We start from the raw sequence: 12,754 nt of genomic DNA, 5'->3' as shown, positions 1-12,754 counted from the left end.
AAGCCACACACCAAGTTCGAATCTGAAGTGTACATCCTGTCCAAAGACGAAGGCGGCCGTCATACTCCGTTCTTCAAAGGCTACCGTCCACAGTTCTACTTCCGTACTACTGACGTGACCGGTACCATCGAACTGCCAGAAGGCGTTGAGATGGTAATGCCAGGCGACAACATCAAGATGGTTGTGACTCTGATCCACCCAATCGCGATGGACGACGGTCTGCGTTTCGCAATCCGTGAAGGCGGCCGTACCGTTGGCGCGGGCGTTGTTGCTAAAGTTCTGGGCTAATTAATTATCCCTGAATTAAAAAAGGACGCTTCGGCGTCCTTTTTTGTTTTCTACCGCTCAGGCGTCGTCACAAAATTTCGCATTTTTTGCCTGCTCTCGCCCCGCATTCTGGCGTTTGTGCTATTGTAATCATAACCATTCTCACTTACACTTTGCGCATAATTTGAACGGGAGTTTCTATGTACGTTTGTTTATGTAATGGTGTAAGCGACAAAAAAATACGTCAGGCCGTTCGCCAGTTTCAGCCCCAGTCATTCCAGCAGCTTCGCAAATTTGTTCCGGTGGGAAATCAATGCGGTAAATGCGTACGTGCTGCGCGAGAGATCATGCAGGACGAGCTGATGCAGATCCCGGAATACAAAGAGATCGCGTAAGCGCCCATCTTTTCTTTGACATCCCTGTAGCCCGATCTACGCTTCAATGAGTGGAAGCGGAGGGACTATATAATGAAAGGTGATGTTAAAATCATAAGTTATCTCAATAAATTATTGGGAAATGAGCTTGTCGCAATCAACCAGTATTTTCTTCACGCGAGAATGTTCAAAAACTGGGGACTCAAACGTTTAAACGACGTTGAGTACCATGAATCTATCGATGAGATGAAACACGCTGATAAATATATCGAGCGTATTTTATTCCTTGAAGGCATTCCAAACCTGCAGGATCTCGGCAAGCTGGGCATCGGAGAAGATGTCGAAGAGATGCTGCGTTCCGACCTCAGGCTAGAACTTGAAGGTGCCAAAGATCTCCGTGAAGCCATTGCCTATGCTGACAGCGTACATGACTACGTCAGCCGAGATATGATGATTCAGATCCTGGCCGATGAAGAAGGGCATATTGACTGGCTGGAAACAGAGCTGGATCTCATTGCTAAAATCGGCCTGCAAAACTATCTTCAGTCACAGATTAAAGTGGAAGAATAACCAACGTCTTCCAGCCTATGCATAAACCCGCTGCTGCCAGAAATGGCCCAAAAGGCAGCGGGTTTTTTATTGCCTTCTTATCAGGGCGGATTACCGAAAAAACAAGAATACAAAGAAGCGCCATCAGCGCCGCGAGCAACGCCAGCGTAGGCAGTACGCACCAGCCATGCCATGCACCCAGTGCCGCCAGGTACTTCACATCACCATATCCCATCCCTTCACGCCGGCAGATAAACCAATAGCCCCAGTAAATAACGGCAAAGGCAATATATCCGGCCATCGCACCCGCCACCGCACTCGGCAGAAAATCAGGTTGGATACAAAGCTGGAAGAGCAGCCCCGCCCATAGCAGCGGGCAGAGAAATTTATCGGGAAGCAGACCGTAGCGAATATCGGCATGTACCAGTAAGGCAGTCAGTGAAAGATAGATCAGCAGAAAGGGGAGGGTGGTTAGCATGTAAAAGGCCTCAAACGGGTTTGAGCGCATAGTCGTTATAATCGGCCTGTCCGGCAATGCACAAAAAACGGAGATGCGTAGCGGCTCGAAACAAAGCATCGCCGCAGAATACATTTCATAAAACGTTGCGCGCTCTTACACACCCTGCGACATTGGCGCTTAATTTCTAAACGGCACTTGCGTCTTGCCCAGATTTACGTATAATGCGCGGGCTTGTCGTAATTGACGGCGGGTTCAATCAGAACCAGAGTAGCTCATTTTGTTACTCAACAATGCTCCCAATTGGGGAGCTACGTAAGAACGGTTACACTCTCCCATCAATCGTAATGGGTTTGAGGAGTAATCATTTTCGTTTATAAAATAATTGGAGCTCTGGTCTCATGCAGAACCAAAGAATCCGTATCCGCCTTAAAGCGTTTGATCATCGTCTGATCGATCAATCAACCGCGGAAATCGTCGAGACTGCTAAGCGCACTGGTGCGCAAGTCCGTGGTCCGATCCCGCTGCCGACCCGCAAAGAGCGCTTCACCGTTCTGATTTCTCCGCACGTTAACAAAGACGCGCGCGATCAGTACGAAATCCGCACTCACAAGCGTCTGGTTGACATCGTTGAGCCAACTGAGAAAACCGTTGATGCTCTGATGCGTCTGGATCTGGCTGCCGGTGTAGACGTGCAGATCAGCCTGGGTTAATCAGGTCATCGAGCGATTGAGAGGTTGAAACAATGATTGGTTTAGTCGGTAAAAAAGTGGGTATGACCCGCATCTTCACTGAAGATGGCGTTTCTATCCCAGTAACCGTAATCGAAGTTGAAGCAAACCGCGTTACTCAGGTTAAAGATCTGGCTAACGATGGCTACCGCGCTATTCAGGTTACCACTGGTGCTAAAAAAGCTAACCGTGTAACCAAACCAGAAGCGGGTCACTTCGCTAAAGCTGGCGTAGAAGCTGGCCGTGGTCTGTGGGAATTCCGTCTTGCTGAAGGCGAAGAGTTCACCGTAGGTCAGGACATTAGCGTTGAGCTGTTTGCTGACGTTAAAAAAGTTGACGTAACCGGTACCTCTAAAGGTAAAGGTTTTGCTGGTACCGTTAAGCGCTGGAACTTCCGTACCCAGGACGCTACCCACGGTAACTCCTTGTCTCACCGCGTTCCGGGTTCTATCGGTCAGAACCAGACTCCGGGCAAAGTGTTCAAAGGCAAGAAAATGGCAGGTCAGCTGGGTAACGAACGTGTAACCGTTCAGAGCCTGGACGTAGTACGTGTTGACGCTGAGCGCAACCTGCTGCTGGTTAAAGGTGCGGTCCCGGGTGCAACCGGTAGCGACCTGATCGTTAAACCAGCTGTGAAGGCGTAAGGGGATAGCAATGGAATTAGTATTGAAAGACGCGCAGAGCGCGCTGACTGTTTCCGAAACTACCTTCGGTCGTGATTTCAACGAAGCGCTGGTTCACCAGGTTGTTGTTGCTTATGCAGCTGGTGCTCGTCAGGGTACTCGTGCTCAGAAGACTCGTGCTGAAGTAACTGGTTCTGGCAAAAAGCCATGGCGCCAGAAAGGTACCGGCCGTGCGCGTTCAGGTTCTATCAAGAGCCCGATCTGGCGTTCAGGTGGCGTGACCTTCGCTGCGCGTCCACAGGACCACAGTCAAAAAGTTAACAAAAAGATGTACCGCGGCGCGCTGAAAAGCATCCTGTCCGAACTGGTACGTCAGGATCGTCTGATCGTTGTCGAGAAGTTCTCTGTTGAAGCGCCTAAAACTAAGCTGCTGGCACAGAAACTGAAAGACATGGCTCTGGAAGATGTGCTGATCATCACCGGTGAGCTGGACGAGAACCTGTTCCTGGCCGCACGTAACCTGCACAAGGTTGACGTACGCGATGCGACTGGTATCGACCCGGTTAGCCTGATCGCCTTCGACAAAGTCGTAATGACTGCTGATGCTGTTAAGCAAGTTGAGGAGATGCTGGCATGATTCGTGAAGAACGTCTGCTGAAGGTGCTTCGCGCACCGCACGTTTCTGAAAAAGCGTCTACTGCGATGGAAAAAACAAACACCATCGTTCTCAAAGTTGCTAAAGACGCGACCAAAGCAGAGATCAAAGCTGCTGTGCAGAAACTGTTTGAAGTCGAAGTCGAAGTCGTTAACACCCTGGTCGTTAAAGGGAAAGTTAAACGTCACGGACAGCGTATCGGTCGTCGTAGCGACTGGAAAAAAGCTTACGTCACCCTGAAAGAAGGCCAGAATCTGGACTTCGTTGGCGGCGCTGAGTAAGTCGGAGGAGTAATACAATGGCAGTTGTTAAATGTAAACCGACATCTCCGGGTCGTCGCCACGTAGTTAAAGTGGTTAACCCTGAGCTGCACAAGGGCAAACCTTTTGCTCCGTTGCTGGAAAAAAACAGCAAATCCGGTGGTCGTAACAACAATGGCCGTATCACCACTCGTCACATCGGTGGTGGCCACAAGCAGGCTTATCGTATTGTTGACTTCAAACGCAACAAAGACGGTATCCCAGCAGTTGTTGAACGTCTTGAGTACGATCCGAACCGTTCCGCGAACATCGCGCTGGTTCTGTACAAAGACGGCGAACGCCGTTACATCCTGGCCCCTAAAGGCCTGAAAGCTGGCGACCAGATTCAGTCTGGCGTTGATGCTGCAATCAAAGCAGGCAACACCCTGCCGATGCGCAATATCCCGGTTGGTTCTACCGTTCATAACGTAGAAATGAAACCAGGTAAAGGCGGTCAGCTGGCGCGTTCCGCGGGTACTTACGTTCAGATCGTTGCGCGTGATGGTGCTTATGTCACCCTGCGTCTGCGTTCTGGTGAAATGCGTAAAGTCGAAGCAGACTGCCGCGCTACTCTGGGCGAAGTTGGCAATGCTGAGCATATGCTGCGCGTTCTGGGTAAAGCAGGTGCTGTACGCTGGCGTGGTGTTCGTCCTACCGTTCGCGGTACTGCGATGAACCCAGTCGACCACCCACATGGTGGTGGTGAAGGTCGTAACTTTGGTAAGCACCCGGTATCTCCGTGGGGCGTTCAGACCAAAGGTAAGAAGACCCGCAGCAACAAGCGTACTGATAAATTTATCGTACGTCGCCGTAGCAAATAATTTTAGAGGATAAGCCATGCCACGTTCTCTCAAGAAAGGTCCTTTTATTGACCTGCACTTGCTGAAGAAGGTAGAGAAAGCGGTGGAAAGCGGAGACAAGAAGCCCCTGCGCACTTGGTCCCGTCGTTCAACGATCTTTCCTAACATGATCGGTTTGACCATCGCTGTCCATAATGGTCGTCAGCACGTTCCAGTCTTTGTTACCGACGAAATGGTTGGTCACAAACTGGGTGAATTCGCACCGACTCGTACTTATCGCGGCCACGCTGCTGATAAAAAAGCGAAGAAGAAATAAGGTAGGAGGAAGAGATGGAAACTTTAGCTCAACATCGCCATGCTCGTTCTTCTGCACAGAAGGTTCGCCTTGTTGCTGACCTGATTCGCGGTAAGAAAGTGTCGCAGGCCCTGGACATCCTGACCTATACCAACAAGAAAGCTGCGGTATTGGTCAAGAAAGTACTGGAATCTGCCATTGCTAACGCTGAACACAACGATGGCGCTGACATCGACGATCTGAAAGTCGCGAAAATTTTCGTAGATGAAGGCCCAAGCATGAAGCGCATTATGCCGCGTGCGAAAGGTCGTGCAGATCGCATCCTGAAGCGCACCAGCCACATTACTGTGGTTGTGTCCGATCGCTGAGACTCTGGAGACTAGCAATGGGTCAGAAAGTACATCCTAATGGTATTCGCCTGGGTATTGTAAAACCATGGAACTCTACCTGGTTTGCGAACACCAAAGAATTCGCTGACAACCTGGACAGCGATTTTAAAGTACGTCAGTACCTGACTAAGGAACTGGCTAAAGCGTCTGTATCTCGTATCGTTATCGAGCGTCCAGCGAAGAGCATCCGTGTGACTATTCACACTGCTCGTCCTGGCATCGTTATCGGTAAGAAAGGCGAAGACGTAGAAAAACTGCGCAAGGTCGTAGCGGATATCGCTGGCGTTCCTGCACAGATCAATATCGCTGAAGTTCGTAAGCCTGAACTGGACGCTAAATTGGTTGCTGACAGCATCACTTCACAGCTGGAACGTCGTGTTATGTTCCGTCGTGCTATGAAGCGTGCTGTACAGAACGCAATGCGTCTGGGCGCTAAAGGTATCAAAGTTGAAGTTAGCGGCCGTCTGGGCGGCGCGGAAATCGCACGTACCGAATGGTACCGTGAAGGTCGCGTACCGCTGCACACTCTGCGTGCTGACATCGACTACAACACCTCTGAAGCGCACACCACTTACGGTGTAATCGGCGTTAAGGTATGGATCTTCAAAGGTGAGATCCTGGGTGGTATGGCTGCTGTTGAACAACCGGAAAAACCGGCTGCTCAACCTAAAAAGCAGCAGCGTAAAGGCCGTAAATAAGGAGCGTCGCTGATGTTACAACCAAAGCGTACAAAATTCCGTAAAGTGCACAAAGGCCGCAACCGTGGTCTGGCGCAGGGTACGGATGTTAGCTTCGGCACTTTCGGTCTGAAAGCTGTTGGCCGTGGTCGTCTGACTGCACGTCAGATCGAAGCAGCACGTCGTGCAATGACCCGTGCAGTTAAGCGTCAAGGTAAGATCTGGATCCGTGTATTCCCGGACAAACCGATCACCGAGAAGCCGCTGGAAGTTCGTATGGGTAAAGGTAAAGGTAACGTGGAGTACTGGGTTGCCTTGATCCAACCGGGCAAAGTCCTGTATGAAATGGACGGTGTTCCGGAAGAGCTGGCCCGTGAAGCCTTCGGCCTGGCAGCAGCGAAACTGCCTATCAAAACCACCTTTGTAACTAAGACGGTGATGTAATGAAAGCAAAAGAGCTGCGTGAAAAAAGCGTTGAAGAGCTGAACGCTGAGCTGCTGAACCTGCTGCGTGAGCAGTTCAACCTGCGTATGCAGGCTGCAAGTGGCCAGCTGCAACAGACTCACCTGCTGAAGCAAGTGCGTCGCAATGTTGCACGCGTTAAGACTTTACTGACTCAGAAGGCGGGTGCGTAATGACCGATAAAATCCGTACTCTGCAAGGTCGTGTTGTTAGCGACAAAATGGAGAAATCCATTGTTGTAGCTATCGAACGTATTGTGAAACACCCGATCTACGGTAAATTCATCAAGCGTACGACCAAACTGCACGTACATGACGAGAACAACGAATGTGGTATCGGCGACAAGGTTGAAATCCGTGAATGCCGTCCACTGTCCAAGACTAAGTCCTGGACGCTGGTTCGCGTTGTAGAGAAAGCGGTTCTGTAATACAGTACGCCTTCTCAATACGAATAAACGGCTCAGCGATGAGCCGTTTATTTTTTCTACCCATATTGCAGAAGCGGTGTTATAATGCCGCGCCCTCGATATGGGGCTTTTTAACGGCTCTGATTTTAGAGTCTCAGGTAGTAGTTGACATTAGCGGAGCACTAAAATGATCCAAGAACAGACTATGCTGAACGTCGCCGACAACTCCGGTGCACGTCGCGTAATGTGTATCAAGGTTCTGGGTGGCTCGCACCGTCGCTACGCAGGCGTAGGCGACATCATCAAGATCACCATCAAAGAAGCAATTCCACGTGGTAAGGTCAAAAAAGGTGATGTGCTGAAGGCGGTAGTGGTGCGCACCAAGAAGGGTGTTCGTCGCCCTGACGGTTCTGTCATTCGCTTCGATGGTAATGCATGCGTTATTTTAAACAATAACAGCGAGCAGCCTATCGGCACGCGTATCTTTGGGCCGGTAACTCGTGAACTTCGTACTGAGAAGTTCATGAAAATTATCTCTCTGGCACCAGAAGTACTCTAAGGAGCGAATCATGGCAGCGAAAATCCGTCGTGATGACGAAGTTATCGTGTTAACCGGTAAAGATAAAGGTAAACGCGGTAAAGTAAAAAATGTTCTGTCTTCCGGCAAACTTGTCGTTGAAGGTATCAACCTGGTTAAGAAACATCAGAAGCCGGTTCCGGCCCTGAACCAACCAGGTGGCATCGTTGAAAAAGAAGCTGCTATTCAGGTTTCTAACGTTGCAATCTTCAATGCGGCTACCGGCAAGGCTGACCGTGTAGGCTTTAGATTCGAAGACGGTAAAAAAGTCCGTTTCTTCAAGTCTAACAGCGAAACTATCAAGTAATTTGGAGTAGTACGATGGCGAAACTGCATGATTACTACAAAGACGAAGTAGTTAAGAAACTCATGACCGAGTTTAACTACAATTCTGTCATGCAAGTCCCTCGGGTCGAGAAGATCACCCTGAACATGGGTGTTGGTGAAGCGATCGCTGACAAGAAACTGCTGGATAACGCAGCAGCTGACCTGACAGCAATCTCCGGTCAAAAACCGCTGATCACCAAAGCACGCAAATCTGTTGCAGGCTTCAAAATCCGTCAGGGCTATCCGATCGGCTGTAAAGTAACTCTGCGTGGCGAACGCATGTGGGAGTTCTTTGAGCGCCTGATCACTATTGCTGTTCCACGTATCCGTGACTTCCGTGGCTTGTCCGCTAAGTCTTTCGACGGTCGTGGTAACTACAGCATGGGTGTCCGTGAGCAGATCATCTTCCCAGAAATCGACTACGATAAAGTCGACCGCGTGCGTGGTTTGGATATTACCATTACCACTACTGCGAAATCTGACGAAGAAGGCCGTGCTCTGCTGGCTGCCTTTGACTTCCCGTTCCGCAAGTAAGGTAGGGTTACTGAATGGCTAAGCAATCAATGAAAGCACGCGAAGTAAAGCGCGTAGCTTTAGCTGATAAATTCTTCGCTAAACGCGCTGAACTGAAAGCGATCATTTCTGATGTGAACGCTTCCGACGAAGATCGTTGGAATGCGGTTCTCAAGCTGCAGTCTCTGCCGCGTGATTCCAGCCCGTCTCGTCAGCGTAACCGCTGTCGTCAAACAGGTCGTCCACATGGTTATGTGGGCAAGTTTGGGTTGAGCCGTATCAAACTGCGTGAAGCCGCCATGCGCGGTGAAGTGCCAGGCTTGAAAAAGGCTAGCTGGTAATTACCAATTGAATCACGGGAGTAAAGACAGATGAGCATGCAAGATCCGATCGCGGATATGCTGACCCGTATCCGTAACGGTCAGGCCGCGAACAAAGTTGCGGTCACCATGCCTTCCGCCAAGCTGAAAGTGGCAATTGCCAACGTGCTGAAGGAAGAAGGTTTTATCGAAGATTTTAAAGTTGAAGGCGACACCAAGCCGGAACTGGAACTTACTCTCAAGTATTTCCAGGGTAAAGCTGTTGTAGAAAGCATTCAGCGTGTCAGCCGCCCAGGCCTGCGCATCTATAAGAAAAAAGATGAGCTGCCAAAAGTTATGGCTGGTCTTGGTATCGCAGTTGTTTCTACCTCTAAAGGTGTTATGACTGATCGTGCAGCGCGCCAGGCTGGTCTTGGTGGCGAAATTATCTGCTACGTAGCCTAATCGGAGGAAAGAATGTCTCGTGTTGCTAAAGCACCGGTCGTTATTCCTGCCGGCGTTGATGTAAAAATCGACGGTCAGGTTATTACGATCAAAGGTAAAAACGGCGAGCTGACTCGTACCCTCAACAAAGCTGTTGAAGTTAAACATGCAGATAATGCTCTGACCTTCGGTCCACGTGATGGTTTCGTGGATGGTTGGGCTCAGGCTGGTACCGCGCGTGCCCTGCTGAACTCAATGGTTGTTGGTGTTACCGAAGGCTTCACTAAAAAGCTTCAGCTGGTTGGTGTAGGTTATCGTGCAGCTATCAAAGGGAATGCAGTAGGCCTGTCTCTGGGCTTCTCACACCCTGTTGAGCATCCGCTGCCGGCCGGTATCACTGCAGAATGCCCGACTCAGACTGAAATCGTGCTGAAAGGCGCTGATAAACAGCTGATCGGTCAGGTTGCAGCAGATCTGCGCGCCTACCGTCGTCCTGAGCCTTACAAAGGCAAGGGTGTTCGTTACGCCGACGAAGTCGTGCGTACCAAAGAGGCTAAGAAGAAGTAAGGTAACACTATGGATAAGAAATCTGCTCGTATCCGTCGTGCGACCCGCGCACGCCGCAAGCTCAAAGAGCTGGGTGCAACTCGCCTGGTGGTACATCGTACCCCGCGTCATATTTACGCACAGGTAATTGCACCGAACGGTTCTGAAGTTCTGGTAGCTGCTTCTACTGTAGAAAAAGCTATCTCAGAACAATTGAAGTACACCGGTAACAAAGACGCCGCTGCAGCTGTAGGTAAAGCTGTTGCTGAACGCGCTCTGGAAAAAGGCATCAGCAATGTTTCCTTTGACCGTTCCGGGTTCCAATATCATGGTCGTGTCCAGGCACTGGCAGATGCTGCCCGTGAAGCTGGCCTTCAGTTCTAAGGTAGAGGTGTAAGATGGCTCACATCGAAAAACAGGCTGGCGAACTGCAGGAAAAGCTGATCGCGGTAAACCGCGTATCTAAAACCGTTAAAGGTGGTCGTATTTTCTCCTTCACAGCTCTGACTGTAGTAGGCGATGGTAACGGTCGCGTTGGTTTTGGTTACGGTAAAGCGCGTGAAGTTCCAGCAGCGATCCAGAAAGCGATGGAAAAAGCCCGTCGCAACATGATTAACGTCGCGCTGAACAACGGCACCCTGCAGCACCCAGTTAAAGGTGTTCACACGGGTTCTCGTGTATTCATGCAGCCAGCTTCAGAAGGTACCGGTATCATCGCCGGTGGTGCAATGCGCGCCGTTCTGGAAGTTGCTGGGGTTCATAACGTTCTGGCTAAAGCATATGGTTCCACCAACCCGATCAACGTGGTTCGTGCAACTATTGATGGCCTGGAAAATATGAATTCTCCAGAAATGGTCGCTGCCAAGCGTGGTAAATCCGTTGAAGAAATTCTGGGGTAATTGACCATGGCAAAGACTATTAAAATCACTCAAACCCGCAGTGCAATCGGTCGTCTGCCGAAACACAAGGCAACGCTGCTTGGCCTGGGTCTGCGTCGTATTGGTCATACCGTTGAGCGCGAGGATACTCCTGCTGTTCGTGGTATGGTCAACGCGGTTTACTTCATGGTTAAAGTTGAGGAGTAAGAGATGCGTTTAAATACTCTGTCTCCGGCCGAAGGCTCTAAAAAGGCGGGTAAACGCCTGGGTCGTGGTATCGGTTCTGGCCTCGGCAAAACCGGTGGTCGTGGTCACAAAGGTCAGAACTCTCGTTCTGGCGGTGGCGTACGTCGCGGTTTCGAGGGTGGCCAGATGCCACTGTACCGTCGTCTGCCGAAGTTCGGCTTCACCTCTCGCAAAGCAGCGATCACGGCGGAAATCCGTCTGTCTGACCTGGCGAAAGTTGAAGGCGGCGTTGTAGACCTGAACACGCTGAAAGCAGCAAACATTATCGGTATCCAGATCGAGTTCGCGAAAGTGATCCTGGCTGGTGAAGTTTCTACTCCGGTAACTGTTCGTGGCCTGCGTGTTACTAAAGGTGCTCGTGCTGCTATCGAAGCTGCTGGCGGTAAAATTGAGGAATAAGTAGCAGATGGCTAAGCAACCGGGATTAGATTTTCAAAGTGCCAAAGGTGGATTTGGCGAGCTGAAACGCAGACTGCTGTTTGTTATCGGCGCGCTGATTGTGTTCCGTATTGGCTCTTTTATTCCGATCCCTGGTATCGATGCCGCTGTACTTGCCAAACTGCTTGAGCAACAGCGAGGCACCATCATTGAAATGTTCAACATGTTCTCTGGTGGTGCTCTCAGCCGTGCTTCTATCTTCGCACTGGGTATTATGCCGTACATTTCGGCATCGATTATTATCCAGCTGCTGACGGTCGTTCATCCGGCCCTGGCAGAGTTGAAGAAAGAAGGGGAGTCTGGACGTCGTAAGATTAGTCAGTACACCCGTTACGGTACTCTGGTGCTGGCAATATTCCAGTCGATCGGTATTGCTACCGGTCTTCCGAATATGCCTGGTATGCAGGGCCTGGTGTTAAACCCGGGCTTTGCATTCTACTTCACCGCTGTTGTAAGTCTGGTCACAGGGACAATGTTCCTGATGTGGCTCGGCGAACAGATTACTGAGCGTGGTATCGGTAACGGTATCTCAATCATTATCTTCGCCGGTATTGTTGCGGGCCTCCCGCCAGCCATCGCCCACACTATCGAGCAAGCGCGTCAAGGCGACCTGCACTTCCTCCTGTTGCTGTTGGTTGCAGTATTAGTATTTGCAGTGACGTTCTTTGTTGTCTTCGTTGAACGTGGTCAACGCCGCATTGTGGTGAACTACGCTAAGCGTCAGCAAGGTCGTCGTGTCTATGCTGCACAGAGCACACATTTACCGCTGAAAGTGAACATGGCGGGGGTTATCCCGGCTATCTTCGCTTCCAGTATTATTCTGTTCCCGGCAACCATCGCGTCATGGTTCGGGGGCGGTACTGGTTGGAACTGGCTGACAACAATTTCGCTGTATTTGCAGCCTGGGCAACCACTTTATGTGTTACTCTATGCGTCTGCGATCATCTTCTTCTGTTTCTTCTACACGGCGTTGGTCTTCAACCCGCGTGAAACAGCAGATAACCTGAAGAAGTCCGGTGCATTTGTACCAGGAATTCGTCCGGGAGAGCAAACGGCGAAGTATATCGATAAAGTAATGACCCGCCTGACTTTGGTTGGTGCGCTCTATATTACTTTTATCTGCCTGATCCCGGAGTTCATGCGTGATGCAATGAAAGTACCGTTCTACTTCGGTGGAACCTCACTGCTTATCGTTGTTGTCGTGATTATGGACTTTATGGCTCAAGTGCAAACTCTGATGATGTCCAGTCAGTATGAGTCTGCATTGAAGAAGGCGAACCTGAAAGGCTACGGCCGCTAATTGGTCGCCTGAGAAGTTACGGAGAGTAAAAATGAAAGTTCGTGCTTCCGTCAAGAAATTATGCCGTAACTGCAAAATCGTTAAGCGTGATGGTGTCATCCGTGTGATTTGCAGTGCCGAGCCGAAGCATAAACAGCGCCAAGGCTGATTATTTCGCATATTTTTCTTGCAAAGTTGGGTTGAGCTGGCTAGATTAGCCAGC

The 12,754-nt window shown here is 50.2% G+C and carries 26 protein-coding genes and 1 pseudogene; 26 read left to right on the top strand and 1 reads right to left on the bottom strand.

Annotation, left to right across the window (positions count from 1 at the left end; translation table 11 throughout):
- The 3 genes and pseudogenes from tuf to bfr form a co-directional block, all read left to right on the top strand.
- A pseudogene (gene tuf, locus ACOTXI_RS23525) lies at positions 1-288 on the top strand (elongation factor Tu); the annotation flags it as partial.
- 179 nt (positions 289-467) lie between these two features.
- Positions 468-662: a bacterioferritin-associated ferredoxin gene (gene bfd, locus ACOTXI_RS23520; protein ID WP_008503493.1), complete on the top strand. Its 195-nt coding sequence runs from the start codon at positions 468-470 to the stop codon at positions 660-662.
- 72 nt (positions 663-734) lie between these two features.
- Positions 735-1,211: a bacterioferritin gene (bfr, locus tag ACOTXI_RS23515; RefSeq protein WP_008503492.1), complete on the top strand. Its 477-nt coding sequence runs from the start codon at positions 735-737 to the stop codon at positions 1,209-1,211.
- Here the strand turns inward: bfr and ACOTXI_RS23510 are convergent.
- Positions 1,195-1,668, bottom strand: coding sequence for a prepilin peptidase (locus ACOTXI_RS23510; protein WP_008503491.1), 474 nt, complete (start codon positions 1,666-1,668; stop codon positions 1,195-1,197). The genes bfr and ACOTXI_RS23510 overlap by 17 nt on opposite strands.
- A gap of 380 nt (positions 1,669-2,048) precedes the next feature.
- Here ACOTXI_RS23510 and rpsJ point away from each other — a divergent pair, with 380 nt between their 5' ends.
- From rpsJ to rpmJ, 23 genes are all read left to right on the top strand, one after another.
- Entirely contained in the window at positions 2,049-2,360 is a 312-nt protein-coding gene (rpsJ, locus tag ACOTXI_RS23505; RefSeq protein WP_001181005.1) for a 30S ribosomal protein S10, read from the top strand.
- Positions 2,361-2,392: 32 nt separating this feature from the next.
- Positions 2,393-3,022, top strand: a complete 630-nt coding sequence (gene rplC, locus ACOTXI_RS23500; protein ID WP_003863274.1) for a 50S ribosomal protein L3 — start codon at positions 2,393-2,395, stop codon at positions 3,020-3,022.
- Between the two features lie 10 nt (positions 3,023-3,032).
- Positions 3,033-3,638, top strand: coding sequence for a 50S ribosomal protein L4 (rplD, locus tag ACOTXI_RS23495; RefSeq protein WP_000424395.1), 606 nt, complete (start codon positions 3,033-3,035; stop codon positions 3,636-3,638).
- Complete coding sequence (gene rplW / locus ACOTXI_RS23490; RefSeq protein ID WP_000617546.1) at positions 3,635-3,937, top strand: 50S ribosomal protein L23; 303 nt, start codon at positions 3,635-3,637, stop codon at positions 3,935-3,937. Before rplD ends, rplW begins: the two co-directional genes overlap by 4 nt.
- 17 nt (positions 3,938-3,954) lie before the next feature.
- Positions 3,955-4,776 carry a 50S ribosomal protein L2 gene (gene rplB / locus ACOTXI_RS23485; RefSeq protein WP_421633978.1) on the top strand — a complete coding sequence of 274 codons (822 nt, stop codon included), beginning with the start codon at positions 3,955-3,957 and terminating at the stop codon, positions 4,774-4,776.
- Between the two features lie 16 nt (positions 4,777-4,792).
- A complete protein-coding gene (gene rpsS, locus ACOTXI_RS23480; RefSeq protein ID WP_001138117.1) occupies positions 4,793-5,071 on the top strand; it encodes a 30S ribosomal protein S19 in 279 nt (92 codons plus the stop codon).
- 14 nt (positions 5,072-5,085) lie between these two features.
- Complete coding sequence (gene rplV, locus ACOTXI_RS23475; protein WP_002919773.1) at positions 5,086-5,418, top strand: 50S ribosomal protein L22; 333 nt, start codon at positions 5,086-5,088, stop codon at positions 5,416-5,418.
- Positions 5,419-5,435: 17 nt separating this feature from the next.
- Positions 5,436-6,137 carry a 30S ribosomal protein S3 gene (gene rpsC, locus ACOTXI_RS23470; RefSeq protein ID WP_000529945.1) on the top strand — a complete coding sequence of 234 codons (702 nt, stop codon included), beginning with the start codon at positions 5,436-5,438 and terminating at the stop codon, positions 6,135-6,137.
- Between the two features lie 12 nt (positions 6,138-6,149).
- Complete coding sequence (rplP, locus tag ACOTXI_RS23465) at positions 6,150-6,560, top strand: 50S ribosomal protein L16 (RefSeq protein ID WP_002919759.1); 411 nt, start codon at positions 6,150-6,152, stop codon at positions 6,558-6,560.
- On the top strand, positions 6,560-6,751 hold the full coding sequence (gene rpmC, locus ACOTXI_RS23460) for a 50S ribosomal protein L29 (RefSeq protein WP_003863282.1): 192 nt from the start codon (positions 6,560-6,562) through the stop codon (positions 6,749-6,751). The genes rplP and rpmC overlap by 1 nt, the downstream gene beginning before the upstream one ends.
- Complete coding sequence (rpsQ, locus tag ACOTXI_RS23455; protein ID WP_008503489.1) at positions 6,751-7,005, top strand: 30S ribosomal protein S17; 255 nt, start codon at positions 6,751-6,753, stop codon at positions 7,003-7,005. The genes rpmC and rpsQ overlap by 1 nt, the downstream gene beginning before the upstream one ends.
- 166 nt (positions 7,006-7,171) lie before the next feature.
- Complete coding sequence (gene rplN / locus ACOTXI_RS23450) at positions 7,172-7,543, top strand: 50S ribosomal protein L14 (protein ID WP_002919748.1); 372 nt, start codon at positions 7,172-7,174, stop codon at positions 7,541-7,543.
- Positions 7,544-7,553: 10 nt separating this feature from the next.
- Positions 7,554-7,868, top strand: coding sequence for a 50S ribosomal protein L24 (rplX, locus tag ACOTXI_RS23445; protein WP_003863287.1), 315 nt, complete (start codon positions 7,554-7,556; stop codon positions 7,866-7,868).
- Positions 7,869-7,882: 14 nt separating this feature from the next.
- The gene (gene rplE / locus ACOTXI_RS23440; protein WP_001096202.1) at positions 7,883-8,422 is read left to right on the top strand and encodes a 50S ribosomal protein L5; all 540 of its coding nucleotides are present in this window, start codon (positions 7,883-7,885) and stop codon (positions 8,420-8,422) included.
- Positions 8,423-8,436: 14 nt separating this feature from the next.
- Positions 8,437-8,742, top strand: coding sequence for a 30S ribosomal protein S14 (gene rpsN, locus ACOTXI_RS23435; RefSeq protein WP_003863291.1), 306 nt, complete (start codon positions 8,437-8,439; stop codon positions 8,740-8,742).
- A gap of 30 nt (positions 8,743-8,772) precedes the next feature.
- Positions 8,773-9,165: a 30S ribosomal protein S8 gene (rpsH, locus tag ACOTXI_RS23430; protein WP_006178918.1), complete on the top strand. Its 393-nt coding sequence runs from the start codon at positions 8,773-8,775 to the stop codon at positions 9,163-9,165.
- A 12-nt stretch (positions 9,166-9,177) separates the two neighbouring features.
- Positions 9,178-9,711 (top strand): 50S ribosomal protein L6, encoded by a 534-nt coding sequence (gene rplF, locus ACOTXI_RS23425; RefSeq protein WP_003863296.1) that lies wholly within the window; start codon positions 9,178-9,180, stop codon positions 9,709-9,711.
- Between the two features lie 9 nt (positions 9,712-9,720).
- Positions 9,721-10,074 carry a 50S ribosomal protein L18 gene (gene rplR, locus ACOTXI_RS23420; RefSeq protein WP_003863297.1) on the top strand — a complete coding sequence of 118 codons (354 nt, stop codon included), beginning with the start codon at positions 9,721-9,723 and terminating at the stop codon, positions 10,072-10,074.
- Positions 10,075-10,088: 14 nt separating this feature from the next.
- Complete coding sequence (rpsE, locus tag ACOTXI_RS23415; protein ID WP_003863299.1) at positions 10,089-10,589, top strand: 30S ribosomal protein S5; 501 nt, start codon at positions 10,089-10,091, stop codon at positions 10,587-10,589.
- A gap of 6 nt (positions 10,590-10,595) precedes the next feature.
- Entirely contained in the window at positions 10,596-10,775 is a 180-nt protein-coding gene (rpmD, locus tag ACOTXI_RS23410) for a 50S ribosomal protein L30 (RefSeq protein WP_003863301.1), read from the top strand.
- A 3-nt stretch (positions 10,776-10,778) separates the two neighbouring features.
- A complete protein-coding gene (gene rplO, locus ACOTXI_RS23405; protein WP_003863304.1) occupies positions 10,779-11,213 on the top strand; it encodes a 50S ribosomal protein L15 in 435 nt (144 codons plus the stop codon).
- A 7-nt stretch (positions 11,214-11,220) separates the two neighbouring features.
- Positions 11,221-12,552, top strand: a complete 1,332-nt coding sequence (gene secY / locus ACOTXI_RS23400; RefSeq protein ID WP_003863305.1) for a preprotein translocase subunit SecY — start codon at positions 11,221-11,223, stop codon at positions 12,550-12,552.
- Between the two features lie 31 nt (positions 12,553-12,583).
- A complete protein-coding gene (gene rpmJ / locus ACOTXI_RS23395) occupies positions 12,584-12,700 on the top strand; it encodes a 50S ribosomal protein L36 (protein ID WP_000868187.1) in 117 nt (38 codons plus the stop codon).
- Positions 12,701-12,754 lie beyond the last annotated feature (54 nt).

The organism is Enterobacter cloacae complex sp. BZL2005, assembly GCF_049238885.1.
Lineage (GTDB): Bacteria > Pseudomonadota > Gammaproteobacteria > Enterobacterales > Enterobacteriaceae > Enterobacter > Enterobacter roggenkampii.
The sequence above is the reverse complement of the archived record's forward strand: the minus strand, read 5'-3'. Positions and strand labels throughout refer to the sequence as shown.